Source organism: Nesterenkonia aethiopica, from assembly GCF_039534665.1.
Classification (GTDB): Bacteria; Actinomycetota; Actinomycetes; order Actinomycetales; family Micrococcaceae; genus Nesterenkonia; species Nesterenkonia aethiopica.
On record NZ_BAAAVT010000020.1, the window covers coordinates 1 to 17,121 of the forward strand.

Genomic DNA, 17,121 nt, shown 5'->3' on the forward strand with positions numbered 1-17,121 from the left:
AACTCAGCGGGATATCCTCTTCGTCCCATGTGGCACTCCAATGCTCGGGACACCAGAATCCACGAAATCCAAACTCCTCGGAACTCAGGACGGACCATTGTGTCAGCGGACGAGCAGGAGAACCAAGAATTCACGGGCAATTGGCTCCGCCAACCCGAACTGAGCAGCATAAGAGGGCGCTACGACCTCTGAAACCCAGAATGCAGGCCTTGACGGCCGGGCGATGATGCCTCGGCGGCGGAGTCGCCTCGACGCGGATCAGTCGATCAGGTCACGTACGGCGATGACCTCGTCGCGCCCCGGACCCACACCCACGCCCGAGATCCGCGTGCCGCTCATCTTCTCCAGAGCCAGCACATAGTCACGGGCGTTGGCCGGCAGATCATCCAGGGTCCGCGCCTCAGAGATGTCCTCAGTCCATCCGTCGAAATGCTCGAAGATGGGCTTCGCGTGATGGAACTCTGTCTGCGTCATCGGCATCTCGTCATGCCGCACTCCGTCGACGTCGTAGGCCACGCACACGGGGATCCGTTCGATTCCGGTCAGGACGTCCAGCTTGGTGAGGAAGTAGTCGGTGAAGCCGTTGATGCGGGCAGCATGCCGGGCCATGACGGCGTCGAACCATCCGCAGCGTCGCGGCCGACCGGTGTTCACGCCGAACTCGCCGCCGGTCTTCTGCAGAAACTCGCCCCACTCGTCAAACAGCTCCGTGGGAAACGGGCCCGCACCGACACGGGTCGTATATGCCTTGACGATGCCGACGGACCGGTTGATACGCGTGGGACCGATGCCGGTCCCCACTGAGGCACCGCCGGCTGTGGGGTTCGACGACGTCACGAACGGATAGGTGCCATGGTCGACGTCGAGGTAGGTGGCCTGACCTCCCTCCATGAGGACGACCTTGCCCTCGTCGAGCGCGTCGTTGAGCAGCAGCGTGGTGTCGACGACCATCGGCCGCAGGCGGTCCGCGAAGGAGAGGAAGTACTCGGCGATCTCATCGACCGTGATGGAACGTCGGTTGTACAGCTTGACCAGCAGCTCGTTCTTCTGCCGCAGGGCGCCGTCGATCTTCTGCCGCAGGATCGACTCGTCGAAGATGTCCTGCACACGGATTCCGAGACGTCCGACCTTGTCCATGTAGGCGGGCCCGATGCCACGGCCGGTGGTACCGATGGCCCGCTTGCCCAGGAACCGCTCGGTGACCTTGTCCATCGTCTGGTGATAAGGGGCCACCAGATGAGCATTGGCCGAGATGCGCAGGCGGGACGTGTCCGCGCTGCGAGCCTCCAACCCCTCGATCTCCTCGAAGAGGGCCTCCAGGTTCACCACGACACCGTTGCCGATCACCGGCACCGCGTTCGGGGAGAGGATTCCCGCCGGCAGAAGCTTCAGCTCGAACTTCTCCCCCCCGACGACCACTGTGTGGCCTGCGTTGTTCCCACCATTGGGCTTGACCACATAGTCGACGCGTGAGCCGAGCAGGTCCGTCGCCTTGCCCTTCCCCTCGTCTCCCCACTGGGCACCGACGATCACGATGGCTGGCATGTCGCTCCTTCAGTGGTCCCCGCTCTGCGCCGGGACGTCTCGACGTCAGTGCCGTCCCCTTACGCCGACGACACCGTCGGAAAGTCTACCAACGCAGGTATGACACCCTGATCTCGCGCCGACGATCCTGGACGTTTCGCCGCCCACTGAGATTCAAGCCAGTCGGCCCCCGGAGGCCTCCAGGTAGCAGCCTGCACACAGCGACTCGTACCAGACGTCCTCGCCGTCGATGGCCACCTGGTCACCGTCGAAGATGATCCTCTCCCCCGCCCGTCGGGTGTTGAAGACCGCCTTGGCGCCGCAGCGGCAGATGGTCTTCAGCTCCTCGAGGGAGTGCGCGATGTCCATCAGTCGGCCCGAACCGGGGAAGGACCGGGTGCGGAAGTCGGTGCGGATCCCGTAGGCCAGCACCGGGACACGGTCCAGCACGGCGATCCGCAACAGGTCATCCACCTGCTGCTCGGTGAAGAACTGGGCCTCATCCACCAACAGACACGCCACCGGCTTCACTCCGCGGCGCAGAGCGCGGGACTCGGCATCGTCGACGTCGTCCAGCAGGGTGCCTGGAGCGCTGGCCCCCGCATGCTGATGGAACAGCTCCCGCAGGTCCACGCCCGGAGGGACCAGGAAGTCCACCGACCGGGTCACCCCCAGGCGGGAGACGATCTCGTCGGCGCCCTTGGTGTCCAGATCCGGCTTGGCCAGCAGCACCCGCTGCCCACGCTCCTCATAGTTGTAGGCCGCCTGGAGCAGACCCGTGGACTTCCCAGAGTTCATCGCCCCGTAGCGGAAATAGAGCTTGGCCACCCTCGTCCTCTCTGAAGCTCCTGCAGGCCCCGCTCATTGTAGAGGGCGGGGCCGGCAGGAGCTCAGAGCCGCCAGCAGCTGCTCACCGGGGTGATCCCGTTCAGCGTCGCCCCTGTGAACAACGCCACACCGGGCATGCTCGCCACGAATCCACCGACATGGGTGGGGACCCCAAGCGTCTCGAACGTCACCCTCACCCCTTCGCCACACCACCGCTGCGCCAGGCCTCTGCCGGTGGAATAGGGGATGACGTCGTCCAGCAGCGAATGGTTGATCTGCACAGGCACTTCGGGAGCCCGACCGTCCCCCAACCTTTGCGCCGCCACTGCAGAGGCGAGGGGCTCGTCCTGGATCAGCTCGTTGAAGCCACGGCTATCGACGGTCAGTGTGGCGGTGTCCACGAACATGTGGCTGATCAGCGCGGAGACCGTGCACTGGCCGGAGGCCTGCTCCAGCCGGGCCAGCCCCTCCTCATTGAGGAACTCCGCGGGGTTCAGCCCCTCCGACTCCACCAACCCGCCGAGCGCGAACAGGAGGAACGCGTTGTACAAGCTGCTGTCGATCATGTCCCCGACCTCGAACAGGTCTGCCGGCACCGCCCCGGCCGCTCCGGAGATCAGGTTCAGCTCCGGTGCGTGCTCATGCGCCGTCTCCAGGGCCGCAGCCGCCGCGCCCCCGCCCTGCGAATAGCCACGGATGTGCACAGGGCTGTCCGGTCCGAGCGCCACTCCCTCGGCCTGCTGGGCCGCGCGGGCAGCATCGAGCACCGCATGCGCCTGGTCCACCCGGTTCATGAACGTGTGCGTACCCTCAACGCCCAGCCCGATGTAGTCCGGCATCACGACGGCGTAACCCGCCTTCAACGCCGAGGCCACACCCAGACCCTCGTACTCAGTGCCGGCGGCCAGCTGCCGGCTCGGGGCGCACTGATCGCCCAAGCCTTGGGTGCCGGGCGCGTGGACGATCAGCGGTCGCTGCGGATCGTCGCCGCCGCGGCGCGGCTCCAGGACCGTGGCGACGGCGGCTCGGGCCTGCCCGTTGGAGTCGGTGGTGCGGTACATGATGCGGGTGACTTCGGCGTCGTGCTCGATCAGCCCGATGGGGTCCAGGTAGAACGTGGCGGGCTGCTGGCGGATCAGCGTGCCGTCCTGGTCCGGGAGCTCCGCGGGCACGGCGTAGAAGTCCTCGTCGGTGCCCTGCGCCAGATCCTCAAGGGCGGCTGCGTAGTGCACATCGTCCTCCGTCAGCTCCGCAGAGGACTCGACGGCGGCTTCAGCCTCCTCGACGGTGACGTCGCCGGGGACCTGCTCAGCGATCAGGTCGGCGTCGTCGGCCTCCTGCCTCTGCTGCCACAGCTGCTGCAGCTCGGCGAGGTCCTCCTCAGCGGGGTACTCCTCCGGCTCGGCGGAGGCCGCAGGCATCACCGCCAGCAGAAGCGCGGCGGCCGACAGCGCGGCACCTGCCCCACGGGCCAGGCGTCTCCCTCCCCGGGGCGGGTAGCCAGCGGACGGTCCGCCGGGTGTCCGGCGACGGGGCCAGGGCGTCACAGAGTTCGTCATCGAGCCTCTCCATCAGTGCGGGATCAGAACCGGAGCACTCATTACCCACGGGTGTGACCCGTGAGTAATCAGTGATCCGAATCACATACTACTGGGAGGCGCGAGCCCTGGGAAGACCCGGGAGCCCCCGGGCCTCAGCGGTGCAGCTGGGCGATCTGCTCCGGCGCGGAGGGATCACAGTCCCGCAGGAAGGTCTGGATCCGATGGATCTCCTCGGTCTCGCCGATCGCCGTGGCGGCCTGCCCCAGCGCGGCCAGCGACCGCAGGAAGCCCCGGTTCGGCTCATGGGACCACGGGACCGGGCCGGAGCCACGCCACCCCGAGCCGCGCAGCGCATCCAGTCCCCGGTGATAGCCGACCCGGGCGTAGGCGTAGCCCTCCACGGTGTACCCCTGGGACAGCGCGTCCTCGGCCAGCAACGCCCAGACCAAGGACGACTCCGGGTGCTTGGCGGCCAGGTCCACGGGCTCCTCACCGGCGGCGAGTGACTCCGTGACCTCGGGCTCGGCCGGCAGCAGCGTGGGCTCCGGCTCCATCAGGTTGCGTCCGACGATGCTCATGGCTGCCATCCTACGCGGCTCCCCAGCCCTCACGCGCGGATGATCCCCCGCTCTGACGCCACCCGAACCGCCGCAGTCCGGTTGTCCGCTCCAAGCTTCTGGTAGATGTGCACCAGGTGCGTCTTCACCGTCGCCACGGAGATGAACAGTTGGCGAGCGATCTGCTGGTTGGACAGCCCTGTGGCCAACAGCTCCAGCAGCTCCACCTCACGGGTGCTCAGCGAAGTGCTGTCACCCCGCATTCTGCCCATCAGCCGGGCGGCGACGGCGGGAGCCAGTGCCGTCCGCCCCGCGGCCGCATCGTGGACCGCTCGATGGATCTCCTCCGGGGCGGCGTCCTTGAGCATATACCCGCTCGCCCCAGCCTCCACCGCGGCCAGAATGTCGGCCTCCGTGTCGTAGGTGGTCAGGATCAGCACCGGAAGTCTGGGGCACTGCTGCCGCAGCTGACGAGTCGCCGCAACCCCGTCCATACCCTCCCCCATCTGCAGATCCATCAGCACAAGGTCAGGACGGCGCCCCTCCGTGACGAGCCGGGCGACGACGTCGAGGGCCGCTTTCCCGTCCGCCGCCTCAGCCACCACTCGGATCTTCGGATCCTCACTGAGCATCGCGCGCAGACCCGCTCGGACCACCGGGTGATCATCGACCAACACTGCGCTCAGCCCGTCACCGGGCTGAGCACCGCCCTCGGCTCCGGGACTCTGCCTCACTCCGCCCATCGCTCCACCTCCCCTGGCAGCTCCTGAGGCTGCGGGGGCTCCTGCCCCAGGGGAATGCGTATGGACACCGCCGTTCCCGAGCCGGGGGAAGACTCTACGTGCAGCTGGCCGCCCTGGGCCGCGACACGGTCGCGCAGCGCCCCGAGGCCGACGCCGGTGCCCATGGGGCGCTCGGCGCCGGAGGCAGGGGGCACCCCGACCGTCGCGTGCTGATCGAAGCCGACGCCGTCGTCGACGACGTCGACGAGCAAGGCCTCCTGCAGGAACGTCAGCGTGACGGCGGCCGTGTCAGCCTGGGCATGCCGCAACACATTGGCCAGGGTCGCCTGCACCGCCCGCAGCACCAGCATCGCCTGGCTGCCCGCGACGGGTCGGAGACCTCCGCTGACGCGTAGTCGGCACCGCAAGCCCTGTCCCTGTGCGGCCGCCTGCGCTTCGATCTGCCGGCAGGCACGGCGCAGCTCGTCGAGGAGGCCCGGATCCTGCAGCTCACCGGACTGCAGCACGGCGACGAAGCGTCGAGCCTCATCCAGGTTCTCCCCTGCAGTGCGCACCACCGTGCTCAGCTGGTCCCGGGCCTGCGCAACGGAGCCTGAGTCGAGATTGGAACCTGCGGCACGACTCATCAGGACGATGCTCGCCAGCCCCTGAGCGAGCGTGTCATGGATCTCACGGGCCAGCCGCTCCCGCTCGACGAGCGCGCCCGCCTCCCGCTGGGCGGCGACCAGTTCCTGGCGAGCGCGCTGCAGGTCCTCCATCGTCTCCCGAAGCGCGCGGTTCTCCTGATCCATGATTCTGTAGGCCTGCGCCATCAGCCCGGCACAGACGGCTCCGATGATCGGTCCGATCACCGTGGCGGGATGGTCTCCTCCGGGCTGGTTCCAGAGCACGAGGACGACGGCACCCGTGAGACCCGCGACGGCGACGACGGCCCATGGGACGCGCAGCAGGTGCAGGTGCAGGAAGAACAGCGGGAAGGCGACCCAGGCGAAGTCTGCGCTGACGGCCAGCAACCCACCCCACAGGCCGGTGACCACGAACAGCCACACCAGCGTGCCGCCCTGTCCGAGCGCTGAGTCCGTCCGCAGAGGTCCGGTGCTCGACGACGCGGACGTCTTCGCCTCCGAGACGCGCCGTTCCACGAACGTGCCGGCCACGTAGACCGCCGCGAACACCAGCGTCAGTGCGGCTCCGGTGACGCGGATTTCGACGGAGTGAGGACCGTCCAGCAGTCGGATGAGCCCAATGACGAGGAGCACCGCCACGCTGGTGTGCAGACCCACGCGCAGGCTGCGCAGGATCACCACACCACGCCCTGCCCGTGGATGCTCATCCGGCCTCAGCATCCCCCCATCGTATGCGGGCGAAGACATCAGGGCATCAACCGAACGGTTGACCGGCACCTCCACCTTTCGGAGGCCGAGGCTCCACCACCCAGGCGATGGAGAACCCGCACTCGCGAAGGAGAGTGGAGGAAGACACGGCGGATGCCCTCCGCCCCGACCGACCAGCGAGGTCGGAACACCCCTGACGATGATCGGAGATCCTGATGTATCTGGCACTTCGCGAAGTCCGCTTCGCCCGCGGGCGCTTCGCACTGATGGGCACAGTGGTCGCCCTGATCACGCTGCTGCTGGTGATGCTCACCGGGCTGACCTCCGGACTGGCGCGACAGAACGTCGCCGCGATCGACTCGCTGCCGGCGGATCGGATCGCCTTCGGGGATGACGAGCGCGAGCCCAGCTACACAGAGTCCTCCGTCGACGCTGAGCAGCTGGAGACATGGCAGCAGGCCGAAGGCGTGGCCCACGCGGAGCCGCTGGGCATCAGCCAGACCACGGCCGAGGCCGGGAACGCGGTCTCAGTGGCCGTCATCGGACTCGCCGAGGACTCCCGAATGACGCCAGACGGCGAGGCGGCACCGAGTGTGGATCAGACGGTGGTCTCCGAAGAGATCAGCGAGGACCTGGGGCTGACAGTCGGCGATCCGGTGACGGTCAACGGCCAGGAACTCACGGTCAGCGCCGTGACTCCTACCCAGTGGTACAGCCACACCCCGGTGATGTGGACCGCACTGGCGCAGTGGCAGGAGCTCTCCCCTCGCGGCGATGCCGATGCCGTCGGCACCGTCCTGGCGATCACCGCACAGGACGACGCCTCCCCGACCCTCGATGAGCAAGCGGTGGATGACGCCGCCGGCACGTGGAGCATGACCCCCACAGAGAGCTTCGACGCGCTGGCGTCCTACTCCTCCGAGAACGGTTCGCTGACGCTGATGCAGGTCATGCTCTATCTGATCTCCGGTCTGGTGATCGCGGCGTTCCTCACCGTGTGGACCGTCCAGCGCACCCGGGACATCGCGGTGCTCAAAGCTCTCGGAGCCTCCACCGGCTATGTGCTGCGCGATGCTCTGGCGCAGGCCGCCGTGGTGCTCACTCTCGGTGCGAGCATCGGTGGTCTCGCCGGGTGGGCCGGCGGTCTCGCCACCAGCGGGGCAGCGCCTGTCGAACTCACCATGCTGACGACTCTGGCGCCCGCGGCCGGAGTCCTCCTCACCGGGCTCGCCGCCGCCGTTCTCGCTGTCCGCCGGGTCACCCGGGTGGACCCCCTCCTCGCACTCGGCGGCAGCTGATCCGCGCCCGCACTGTCCATCACCCTTCCATCTCATAGGAACACGCATGCCCACATCACCATTCACCTCGGACCAGACGGCATCGGCCGTTCCCTCTGACACCAGCTCCCGCACCGTCCCGGCACACGCGCCGACAGCCCTCGAGCTGGACGGTGTGACCCTCACCTACCCGGACGGCGCAGGGACGCTCACCGCTCTGGACGAGGTCTCGCTCCGCGTCGGCGCGGGTCAGATGCTCGCCCTCGTCGGTCCCTCCGGGTCCGGAAAGTCCAGTCTGCTCGCCGTCGCGGCCACTCTGGTCCAGCCTCAGCACGGTGTGGTGAGCATCGCCGGACGCGATGCCGCCCAGCTCAGCCGCCGAGGCCGCGACCGGCTGCGGCGCGACGAGATCGGCATGATCTTTCAGCAGCCCAACCTGCTGCCGTCGCTGACGTCGCGTGAGCAGCTCATCATTGCTGAAGACATGAGGGGCGGCGCCCGTCGGTCGGCCGCGGCCAGGGCCGACGCCCTGTTGGAGGAGGTCGGCCTGACCGACGCCGCCGGACGGAGACCTCATGAGCTCTCCGGAGGAATGCGCCAGCGTGTCAACATCGCTCGCGCCCTGATCGGCTCGCCGTCGGTGCTGCTGGTGGACGAACCGACGGCCGCTCTGGACCACGACCGTTCTCTGACCGTGGTGCAGCTGCTCGCGAGACTGACGGCCGAGCATCAGGTGGCCACCGTGATGGTCACCCACGACACCGAGTACGTGCCGGTGGCCGACGCCGTGGCCACGATGCGTGACGGCGCTCTGTCCCGCCCCGAACCGACCGACACCGGAAAGACCTCATGGAACTGAGCTCCTCCAGCCCTGGGCCTCAGCTGGGCGACCGGCGAGCATCCCGTGGGGTCTCCTCAGGTCGGAGGAGTGCCGAGCACAGGACCGTCACCGGAGTCATCAGCACGCACCGACGCCCGCACCTGCTTCTTCGGCGCCCCGTGGATGACCCGATGACGGATCCAGGCCGAGATCTGGTCGATGATGATGGTGACCACGATGATCACCACCAGGGTGATGCCGATGCGGTCCCAGGCACGCACGTTGAACAGGGCCGAGAGCAGGGATCCGATGCCGCCTGCCCCCAGCACACCGAGGATCGCCGAGGCCCGGATGTTGACCTCGAAGCGGTACAGCCAGATGGCGATCACCTCCGGCATCACCTGCGGCAGCACCGCCCAGCGGATCATCTGCACCTTGGTGGCCCCGGCGGCGCGCGAGGACTCCAACGGCCCCGGATCCACCCCCTCGATCGCCTCCGAGATGAGTTTCGACAGAGTGCCGATGGAGCTCACTCCCAGGGCCAGCGCACCGGCCAGCGGCCCGAGGCCGAAGATCGGCAGCATCACCGCGATGGCGAACACGATCTCCGGCACCGCGCGGATCATCGAGAGGATGAACCGCACCACCGCATACAGGGGCAGCGGCGTCATGTTCCGCGCGGCCAGAAAACCCATGGGCAGGGAGAACAGCGCCCCCACCACGGTGCCGATCCAGGCGATCTGCACCGACTCCAGCATGTCGGAGAATGCCGTGGTCCACGCCGCCTGCACCTCCGGGGTCAGCGGCTGAAAGACTCCCTGAACCATCAGCGTGGAGTAGTTGAGGAAGTTCGCGGGGAAGTCGGCCAGCCGAGAGAAGTTCGCCCCCGTGGTGGAGACGGCTGCGATGAAGAGGATCCCGAAGGCCAGCATCCCCAGGTTCCATCCCAACTTGGAGGGCTTCACCGGACGGGCGTCCAGACGATCCGGGGCGAAGCGAGGACCGCCGTCTGCGCCGGAGGAGCTCAGCGACTGCCCGCCAGGCACGTGGGAGTCGCTCATGTCAGCCTCCGTCGGATGGTCAGGGACAGGAAGTCCACGGCCAGCACCACGACCACCAGGGCGATCATGATCGCCGAGATGTTCTCATAGGCGAAGCGCGAGAGCTGCACGCTGATGATCGAGCCGATGCCTCCCGCGCCCACGATCCCGAGGACCACGGAGGCGCGGATGTTCAGCTCGAAGACGTAGAGGCTGTAGGACAGGTATCCGGGGAGGATCTGCGGCACCACAGCCACCCGGTCGCGCTGCAGCAGGTTCGCCCCCGAGGCGTCGGCGGCCTCCAGCGGACCGCGGTCCACGGCGTCGATGGTCTCACCGGTCAGCTTGGCGATGATGCCGATGTTGAGCATCACCAGCGCCAGCACACCGGCCATGGGTCCGGCGCCCCCGGCGGTGCCGCCCAGCATCGCCACGAACAGCAGGCCGTACCCGATGTCCGGGATGGACCGGATCACCGAGTTCAGCGCCTTCACGAACTGGGAGACCCCCGTGCTCGGGCTGGAGACCGGGGAGGCCAACATGGCCAGCAGCAGGCCGATGCAGCACCCCACGGTGGTGGCGACCACCGCCATGGCGAGGGTGACCAGCCACGCGTCGGAGACCCGCCAGATGAACGCCCAGTTCGGGTTCAGGAATCCCTGCAGCACCGGTTCGGCGCGGTGCAGGTCCTCCCACAGCGGGGACAGCGTGAATCCGATCCCGGAGCCGCCCCACCAGGTCACCCCGATCACGGCCAGCGCGCCGAGGATCGGCAGCGTGCCGGTGCGGGTGCGCCAGCCCAGGAGCAGCACGGCCACCAGCGCCAGGGCGCCCAGCGCCGGATACAGGGGCACCCGACCCACACCGATGTCGAGGACCAGCGTGGACGAGGAGGTGGCCAGGAAGAACAGGATCAGCAGGACGACGACGGCGGCCAGGCCCAGGTAGCCCGTCACACTGGGACGCGGCTTCTCCGGTCGGTCCGCTCCGCCGGAGGCCGGAGGTCCCCCGGGTGCGGAGGGCGGTGCAGTGACGGTGACGCTCACCGGCCAGCACGCTCCGCCGGTGAGGCGGCCGATCCGCCGCCCTCGACCTCAGGTCCTTCCTCGGGTCCGTCCTCGGCGCCCAGGGCCTCGTCCACGCTCACCGGAGCGTCGGGGGCGACGTCCTCAGCCGTCAGGGACCGCTGGTAGACGCCCTCGATGGCAGCATCGGTGGCGGCCTCCACGGGGCCATCGAAGACGACCTCCCCGCCGCGCATGCCGATCACCCGGTCTGCGTACCGGCGCGCCATGTCCAGGTGGTGGAGGTTCACGATGGTGGTGATCCCCAGTTCCCGGTTGATGCGTCGCAGGTCCTGCAGCACCTGGTGCGCGGTGGGCGGGTCCAGGGAGGCCACCGGCTCGTCGGCGAGGATCACCTCGGGATCCTGGGCGAGCACCCGGGCGATCGCGACCCGCTGCTGCTGTCCCCCGGAGAGTGCGGAGGCCCGGTTGTAGGCCTTCTCCACGATGCCGACGCGCTCCAGCGACTGGAAAGCGATCTCCTTGTCGGCCGCCCTGTACCAGCCCAGCAGCGAACGCCAGGAGGAGGTCTGGGACGACCGACCCACCAGCACGTTGGACAGCACGGAGATCCGGCTGACCAGGTTGAAGGACTGGAAGATCATGCCGACCCGGGAACGCAGGCGGCGCAGCTGCCGGCGGGAGGAGGGGTCGACGACCTCGTCGCCGACGGTGAGGGTGCCCGAGGTGTAGGGCACCAGGCCGTTGATGGTACGGATGAGGGTCGACTTTCCCGCGCCGGAGAGGCCGACGATCACGACGAACTCTCCGGCCTCGATGTTGAGGTCGACCTTCTTGAGGCCTGGGAAGCCGCCGGGGTAGACGACATCGACGTTCTCGAATCTGATCATGGAGTTTCCTGTGGACCGTGTCGCGGGAGGTCCCGACCGGCGGTGCGCCGGTCCGGACCTCCCGCGACAGGGGGACGACGGCTGGCGACGTCGCCCGGACGGGGTCGGATGGGCTTACTCGTCGCCGAAGTTCGCGGCCACATCACGGGCGGCGTCGAGAGCGTCGATGTTGGCCTCCACGAGGTCGTCGATCTCATAGACGTCGAAGAGGACCTCCTGACCCTCCTCGGACTCGGTGAGCGCCAGGAAGCCGTCGGTGATCTGCTGCTTCTCCTCGTCGCTGAGGTCAGCGGCGAGGGCGATCCCGTCATTGGGGATGTCCTCGCTCCAGGCGAAGACGACGACCTCGTCGCCGACGTCCTCCTGCTCCTCCACCACGGACTCCCGGGCGTCGTCGAAGCTGACCCCGATGCTGATCTCGCCGTTGTAGACGTTGAGCACCGAGTTCGGGTGGCCCCCGGCGAACTGGGCGTCGATGTCGCTGAGCGGGTCGAAGCCGTTGAGCACCTCCAGCTGGGTGGCCGGGTAGTAGTAGCCGGAGGCGGAACCCTCGTCCACGAAGGAGATGGTCTCGCCCTCCTCGATCAGCTCAAGCGCCTCCTCCCCGACCGGTCCGGACTCGGCGGTGTCGGTGCCGTTGCAGAACAGCATCTCGTAGCCCTGGCCGGTCTCCGCCATGACGGGCTCGTCCAGGCAGTAGGTGTCCGGATCATTGGTGAACCACTGGGTGACGTAGGTGTCGGAGCCGTAGCGCACGGACTGGAGCACGGCCTCGGCATCGGCCTGATCGATGGCCTGGACCAGCGCGATCGGGCCGAACATGCCGATGTCGGCCTGCCCGGTCTGCATGGCGGTGACCAGTCCCGCATAGTTGTCGGTGATGTACGGCTCGACATCGCGGTCCAGCTCCTCGGCGAGCAGCTCCGCCAGCGCGTCGGCGTCCTCGACGAGCTGGTCCATGTCCTGCGAGGGGACCAGGCCGAGCACGAGGGCGTCCCCGTCTCCGCCGTCGCCGCCGTCATCGGAGTCCGCGACGCAGCCGGCCAGAGCGAGCGTGAGCACGCCGCCGACGGCGAGTGCGGAGGTGGTCTTGATGCGCATGAGTGATTCCTTGTCGATCATGATGCCGGTGGCTGCCGGACCTGCACATCGATAGAGACCCCCAGTGCACCGTCCGGCAGGCTCCTCGTCCCGAGCCGCGGCACCGCGTGCCTGAGCCTCGTGTCGAGAGCCTCATCCGGGCACGCCGCACCTGACGCGGGGCGCGAGTCTGATCCTCACTCTAGAGCGGAGAGATGGGCCTCACAAGCCACGGAAGGGGCGTTTGATCAGGTGTCACACAGTGTTCACATGCCTGGCGGAAGCCCGTGATGCCGCTCACGACGTCGGCATGAGCGGCATCACGTGACCTGCGAGTAGGTATCGGCGCTGGTCAGCGCCTTGCGCGCGCTCGCGCCCAGGACCTGATGATCGGCGCGGCATCGGCGAAGTCCTGGACGCGATGATCCGGCTCTCCGAGTCCGGTGGCGAATCTGTCGATCAGCAGCGTGGTGCCGCCCAGGGCCGCGAGGTGCTCATGATCGTTGCGCCAGATGTCCCCCACCGAGAGGATCTCCTGCGCCGGCACGGGCTCCTCCCCGCCGATCAGCTCCCCGGCCCGACGCAGGACCTCCGGCATGCCGAAGGGCTTCCGAGAATCTGTGATGACGGCGTCGAAGGCCTCGGTGAGCCCGAGCGTCTCGAGCCACGGGCCGAATGCGGCGGCGGGGGCGTTGGTGGCCAGCACGACGCCGGCCTCCGCACGGACCTCGTCGAGCAGCTCGGCCAGGCCTGCAGGCGCGTGGACATCGGTGGTGCCCAGCCCGCGGGCCAGGAGGTCCTCCCGTCCGCCCAGGAAGGCCTGGCCGGCGTCGGCGTCGCTGAGACCCCGCTGGCGGGCCAGCAGCTGGACCAGCTGATAGCCGTCCTGGACCGGCCAGGAGACCGGGTGGGCGCTGGGGGCTCGATGCGGCTCCGCACCCCGTTCGACCGGTTCCTGGTCCACGCCGCAGGGGAAGCCGGTCTCATCGAAGGCGATGTCGGCGGCGAGCAGGTCCTCGACGGCGAGGGCATGCGCGACGGCGGCCTCCACGCCTCCCTCCTCCCCCCGGGCGGCGAGGATCGCGTCCACGCGGCGAGCATAGGCGAGCACGGGGTCGTCGCCGAGGCAGACGGTGCCGTCGAAGTCGAGGAGCAGCAGGCGGCGGCGCGGTGTGGAGGGTGTCGTCGTCACATGCCTCAGCCTAGCCCGCGACGGGTGCGGCCCGGGAGGCGGCGGGGAGCTCGCCGCGGAGGCAGAAACGGCTCAGGACCGAGACGTGGGCGTCCACCGAGTCCAGCGCGGGCATCGGCGCCTCGGCCGGCGGGATCAGGATGCCGATCTCGGTGCAGCCGAGCACGACCGCATCGGCGCCGCGGGCCTGCAGCGCCGTCATCGCCGCGAGGAAGTCGCTCCGCGCCGGATCGGTGAAGTGGCCCTGGGTGAGCTCGTCGAAGATCCATCGGTCCAGCGTCCGGCAAGTCTCGGGGTCGGGCACGACGACGTCGATCCCGTGGGCTGCGAGCCGGGCGCGGTAGAAGTCGTCCTGCATGGTGCGGGCGGTCCCCAGGATGCCGAGCGTCCCATGACCCGCGAGGCGAGCCTCCTGAGCGACGGCGTCGGCGATGTGGATCAGCGGCACGTCCACGGACGCCTCCACGGCAGGGGCGACTTTGTGCATCAGGTTGGTGGCGATGGCGAGCGCCTCCGCCCCACCGGCGACGAGCCGCTGCGCTGCGGCGGCGAGCACATCTCCGGCCGTCTCCCAGCGGTCGGCGACCTGGAGGGCGCGGATCTCGGCGAAGTCGGCGGAGTCGATGAGCAGCGGAGCCGAGGCGTGGCCCCCACGAGCGTCAGCGACAGCCGTGTTGAGGCCGCGGTAGTACTGCACGGTGGAATGCCAGCTCATGCCTCCGAGCAGACCGATGCGATGCATGATGAATCCTTCCCTGTGGATGCCCCGGGCGGCGCAGGCCACACACGCCCTGACGACATCACCATCATGTTTCCTTGGGGTGATGACCGGTAGGCCCGGTCATGATGCCCCGAGGCATAAGCTAGACTTATGGAAGACTCCGAAGGGACCGCCGCGGCCCATGACAATCACCAGAACAGGAATGGCGCCGCCGACTCGGCCAGCCCCGCGACCCGCCCGCTCGCCGTCGACCTGGGCGACGAGTTCACCGACGCGGAGCTGGACCCCGAGGCGCTGCGGGAGCAGGTCAGCCCGGACTATGACCTTCTCCCCGAGGTCGACGCCCCCGGATCGGCTCCCCGTGGCGACCGGATCGGCCGCCACGGCCGCCATCATCACGAGCATCCTGCGCCCCGCCGGGGCGAGGAGGAGCGGCTCGATCTGCGCAAGCTGCTGCTGTTCGAACGCGCCGTCTCCGCCGGCAGCCTCAGCGCCGCCGCCGTCGAACTCGGCTGGTCCCAGCCGGCGGTCTCCCAACAGCTCAGCGCCCTCGAGCGCTCCCTCGGCACCCGGCTGCTCACCCGCACCACCCGTGGCGTGGTGCCCACCCCGACCGGCCGTATCCTGCTCGGCCGCGCCGAAGCCATCCGCGCCCAGGCGCGCGGCGCCCTCGAGGACCTGCGCTCCGCCGTCAGCCCCGTGGACCAGACGCTGCGCATCGCGGCCTTCCCTTCTCTGCTCGGAGGCGCGCTGGCGCCGTCGTTGGAGCAGCTGGTCGGCGGAGGCGGAGGGGGCTTCGAGGTCCTCGAGCACGAGCCCCCGGAAGCCCTCGACCTTCTGCGCCGCGGGCGGGTCGACGTCGCCCTGATCTTCCGCCACGGGCCCGGCGAGGCGATCCCCTCCGGCCACCGGGCAGTCGTGCTGGGCGTGGACCGGCACGCGCTGATCCTCCCGCGCCGGTGGGGGCTGGACCGGGATGTCCGCGAGCTCGCCGATGCCGAAGACCTGCCCTGGGTCGCCGGCTGCCGCCGGTGCACCCAGCATCTGACCCAGGTGTGCGAGGCCGCCGGCTTCACTCCGGCCATCCGTCATGTCACCGATGACCCTCAGGCCATCCAGGCACTCGTGGCCCACGGGCTCGGGGTCGCCCTGATCCCCCGTCTCGCCCTGCGAACCCCCGGGGCCACCGGCTTCGCGGACCGGCTCGACGTCGTCGATCTTCCGCAGCTGGTCCCGCGGGAGATCACGGCCGTGCACCCGGAGAGCTGGACCGGCACAGCCCGCCTCGACGAGCTGATCTCCGCCCTGCGCAGCCGGCTCTGAGCGGCCCCCGCGACGCGGAGGCCCCGAAGGAAAAGCCCCCGAAGGAGAAGCGCCCGGACACACGGGAGGGCCCGCCACCTGACGGTGACGGGCCCTCCCGAGGTGCCGGCCGCGCCGAGAGCCCTCGACGACGGTCAGCCGATCCGGACGCGACTCAGCGCAGGGTCTTGCCTGCCGAGCCGAGCCGCTGCGCGGCCTCGACGATGCGGGCCGCCATGGACTCCTCGGCCTTGGCGCCCCAGACGCGCGGGTCGTAGGTCTTCTTGTTTCCGACCTCGCCGTCCACCTTCAGCACGCCGTCGTAGTTCGAGAACATGTGCCCGGCCACCGGACGCGTGAACGCGTACTGGGTGTCGGTGTCGATGTTCATCTTGATCACGCCGTAGCTCACGGCATCGGCGATCTCCTGCTCCGTGGAGCCCGAGCCGCCGTGGAAGACCAGGTCGAACGGGCTGTCCTTGCCGTACTTGGCGGCGGTCTGATCCTGGATCTCCTTGAGGATCTCCGGGCGCAGCTTCACGTTGCCCGGCTTGTACACGCCGTGCACGTTGCCGAAGGTCAGCGCGGTGATGTAGCGCCCCTTCTCCCCCAGACCCAGGGCCTCGATGGTGGCGGTGGCGTCCTCGACCGTGGAGTAGAGCTTCTCGTTGATCTCGTTCTCCACGCCGTCCTCCTCACCGCCGACGGCGCCGATCTCGACCTCGAGGATCTGCTGGGCCGCGGCGGAGCGGGGCAGCAGCTCCGCGGCGATGCGCAGGTTCTCCTCCAGGGTCTCGGCGGAACCGTCCCACATGTGGGAGTTGAAGATCGGGTCACGCCCGGCCTTGACCTCCGCCTCGGAGGCCTCGAGCAGCGGCAGCACGAAACCGTCCAGCTTGTCCATCGGGCAGTGGTCGGTGTGCAGGGCGATGTTGACCCCGTAGTTCTTGGCGACCTGCTTGGCGAAGGCCGCGAAGCCCAGCGAGCCGGCCACCATGTCCTTGATGCTGGCGCCCGACCAGTAGGCGGCGCCGCCGGTGGACACCTGGATGATGCCGTCCGACTCGGCCTCCGCGAAGCCACGGATCGCGGCGTTGAGGGTCTGCGAGCTGGTCACGTTCACTGCCGGGAACGCGTAGCCGCCGGACTTGGCGGCGTCGATCATCTCGTTGTACTTGTCAGGTGTAGCGATGGCCACGGGCGAACTCCTTCGAGTCGTGGGTCAGAGGGTCTCCCGATCCATCCTA

The 17,121-nt window shown here is 68.8% G+C and carries 16 protein-coding genes; 3 read left to right on the top strand and 13 right to left on the bottom strand.

Annotation, left to right across the window (positions count from 1 at the left end):
- Positions 1 to 258: 258 nt before the first annotated feature.
- The 6 genes from ABD658_RS13425 to ABD658_RS13450 form a co-directional block, all read right to left on the bottom strand.
- Positions 259 to 1,545: an adenylosuccinate synthase gene (locus tag ABD658_RS13425; RefSeq protein WP_344683371.1), complete on the bottom strand. Its 1,287-nt coding sequence runs from the start codon at positions 1,543 to 1,545 to the stop codon at positions 259 to 261.
- Between the two features lie 153 nt (positions 1,546 to 1,698).
- Positions 1,699 to 2,352, bottom strand: a complete 654-nt coding sequence (locus tag ABD658_RS13430) for a thymidine kinase (RefSeq protein ID WP_344683369.1) — start codon at positions 2,350 to 2,352, stop codon at positions 1,699 to 1,701.
- A gap of 62 nt (positions 2,353 to 2,414) precedes the next feature.
- Positions 2,415 to 3,911 carry a lipase family protein gene (locus ABD658_RS13435; RefSeq protein WP_344683367.1) on the bottom strand — a complete coding sequence of 499 codons (1,497 nt, stop codon included), beginning with the start codon at positions 3,909 to 3,911 and terminating at the stop codon, positions 2,415 to 2,417.
- 134 nt (positions 3,912 to 4,045) lie between these two features.
- Complete coding sequence (locus ABD658_RS13440) at positions 4,046 to 4,471, bottom strand: DUF3151 domain-containing protein (RefSeq protein ID WP_344683365.1); 426 nt, start codon at positions 4,469 to 4,471, stop codon at positions 4,046 to 4,048.
- A 29-nt stretch (positions 4,472 to 4,500) separates the two neighbouring features.
- Positions 4,501 to 5,184 carry a response regulator gene (locus tag ABD658_RS13445; protein ID WP_344683363.1) on the bottom strand — a complete coding sequence of 228 codons (684 nt, stop codon included), beginning with the start codon at positions 5,182 to 5,184 and terminating at the stop codon, positions 4,501 to 4,503.
- Positions 5,181 to 6,539, bottom strand: a complete 1,359-nt coding sequence (locus tag ABD658_RS13450) for a sensor histidine kinase (protein WP_344683361.1) — start codon at positions 6,537 to 6,539, stop codon at positions 5,181 to 5,183. Before ABD658_RS13450 ends, ABD658_RS13445 begins: the two co-directional genes overlap by 4 nt.
- A 203-nt stretch (positions 6,540 to 6,742) precedes the next feature.
- On the opposite strand from ABD658_RS13450, the gene ABD658_RS13455 reads away from it, so the two are divergent.
- The gene (locus tag ABD658_RS13455; protein ID WP_070161388.1) at positions 6,743 to 7,825 is read left to right on the top strand and encodes an ABC transporter permease; all 1,083 of its coding nucleotides are present in this window, start codon (positions 6,743 to 6,745) and stop codon (positions 7,823 to 7,825) included.
- 46 nt (positions 7,826 to 7,871) lie between these two features.
- Entirely contained in the window at positions 7,872 to 8,663 is a 792-nt protein-coding gene (locus ABD658_RS13460; protein ID WP_083277659.1) for an ABC transporter ATP-binding protein, read from the top strand.
- Between the two features lie 56 nt (positions 8,664 to 8,719).
- On the opposite strand, the gene phnE (ABD658_RS13465) is transcribed toward ABD658_RS13460, so the two are convergent.
- The 6 genes from phnE (ABD658_RS13465) to ABD658_RS13490 all read right to left on the bottom strand — a co-directional run bounded on the left by phnE (ABD658_RS13465) (position 8,720) and on the right by ABD658_RS13490 (position 14,593).
- On the bottom strand, positions 8,720 to 9,685 hold the full coding sequence (gene phnE, locus ABD658_RS13465; protein WP_344683356.1) for a phosphonate ABC transporter, permease protein PhnE: 966 nt from the start codon (positions 9,683 to 9,685) through the stop codon (positions 8,720 to 8,722).
- The gene (gene phnE, locus ABD658_RS13470) at positions 9,682 to 10,710 is read right to left on the bottom strand and encodes a phosphonate ABC transporter, permease protein PhnE (RefSeq protein WP_344683354.1); all 1,029 of its coding nucleotides are present in this window, start codon (positions 10,708 to 10,710) and stop codon (positions 9,682 to 9,684) included. Before phnE (ABD658_RS13470) ends, phnE (ABD658_RS13465) begins: the two co-directional genes overlap by 4 nt.
- Entirely contained in the window at positions 10,707 to 11,579 is an 873-nt protein-coding gene (gene phnC, locus ABD658_RS13475; RefSeq protein WP_083277658.1) for a phosphonate ABC transporter ATP-binding protein, read from the bottom strand. Before phnC ends, phnE (ABD658_RS13470) begins: the two co-directional genes overlap by 4 nt.
- A 114-nt stretch (positions 11,580 to 11,693) precedes the next feature.
- The gene (phnD, locus tag ABD658_RS13480; protein WP_070161382.1) at positions 11,694 to 12,680 is read right to left on the bottom strand and encodes a phosphate/phosphite/phosphonate ABC transporter substrate-binding protein; all 987 of its coding nucleotides are present in this window, start codon (positions 12,678 to 12,680) and stop codon (positions 11,694 to 11,696) included.
- A 331-nt stretch (positions 12,681 to 13,011) separates the two neighbouring features.
- Positions 13,012 to 13,851: an HAD family hydrolase gene (locus ABD658_RS13485; protein ID WP_344683351.1), complete on the bottom strand. Its 840-nt coding sequence runs from the start codon at positions 13,849 to 13,851 to the stop codon at positions 13,012 to 13,014.
- A gap of 10 nt (positions 13,852 to 13,861) precedes the next feature.
- The gene (locus ABD658_RS13490; protein WP_344683349.1) at positions 13,862 to 14,593 is read right to left on the bottom strand and encodes an aspartate/glutamate racemase family protein; all 732 of its coding nucleotides are present in this window, start codon (positions 14,591 to 14,593) and stop codon (positions 13,862 to 13,864) included.
- Between the two features lie 129 nt (positions 14,594 to 14,722).
- Between ABD658_RS13490 and ABD658_RS13495 the strand changes: the two genes are divergently transcribed.
- The gene (locus ABD658_RS13495; protein WP_344744786.1) at positions 14,723 to 15,895 is read left to right on the top strand and encodes a LysR family transcriptional regulator; all 1,173 of its coding nucleotides are present in this window, start codon (positions 14,723 to 14,725) and stop codon (positions 15,893 to 15,895) included.
- A gap of 154 nt (positions 15,896 to 16,049) precedes the next feature.
- On the opposite strand, the gene fbaA is transcribed toward ABD658_RS13495, so the two are convergent.
- A complete protein-coding gene (gene fbaA / locus ABD658_RS13500; protein ID WP_344683343.1) occupies positions 16,050 to 17,072 on the bottom strand; it encodes a class II fructose-bisphosphate aldolase in 1,023 nt (340 codons plus the stop codon).
- Between the last annotated feature and the right edge of the window lie 49 nt (positions 17,073 to 17,121).

Bases quoted from the DNA above. Each gene is read 5' to 3' on its own strand.
- ABD658_RS13460 (WP_083277659.1), top strand. From the start codon at position 7,872: ATGCCCACATCACCATTCACCTCGGACCAGACGGCATCGGCCGTTCCC.
- ABD658_RS13495 (WP_344744786.1), top strand. From the start codon at position 14,723: ATGGAAGACTCCGAAGGGACCGCCGCGGCCCATGACAATCACCAGAAC.
- ABD658_RS13440 (WP_344683365.1), bottom strand. From the start codon at position 4,471: ATGAGCATCGTCGGACGCAACCTGATGGAGCCGGAGCCCACGCTGCTG.
- phnC (WP_083277658.1), bottom strand. From the start codon at position 11,579: ATGATCAGATTCGAGAACGTCGATGTCGTCTACCCCGGCGGCTTCCCA.
- ABD658_RS13490 (WP_344683349.1), bottom strand. From the start codon at position 14,593: ATGCATCGCATCGGTCTGCTCGGAGGCATGAGCTGGCATTCCACCGTG.
- ABD658_RS13435 (WP_344683367.1), bottom strand. From the start codon at position 3,911: ATGACGAACTCTGTGACGCCCTGGCCCCGTCGCCGGACACCCGGCGGA.
- phnE (WP_344683356.1), bottom strand. From the start codon at position 9,685: ATGAGCGACTCCCACGTGCCTGGCGGGCAGTCGCTGAGCTCCTCCGGC.
- ABD658_RS13425 (WP_344683371.1), bottom strand. From the start codon at position 1,545: ATGCCAGCCATCGTGATCGTCGGTGCCCAGTGGGGAGACGAGGGGAAG.
- ABD658_RS13455 (WP_070161388.1), top strand. From the start codon at position 6,743: ATGTATCTGGCACTTCGCGAAGTCCGCTTCGCCCGCGGGCGCTTCGCA.
- ABD658_RS13450 (WP_344683361.1), bottom strand. From the start codon at position 6,539: ATGCTGAGGCCGGATGAGCATCCACGGGCAGGGCGTGGTGTGGTGATC.
- phnD (WP_070161382.1), bottom strand. From the start codon at position 12,680: ATGCGCATCAAGACCACCTCCGCACTCGCCGTCGGCGGCGTGCTCACG.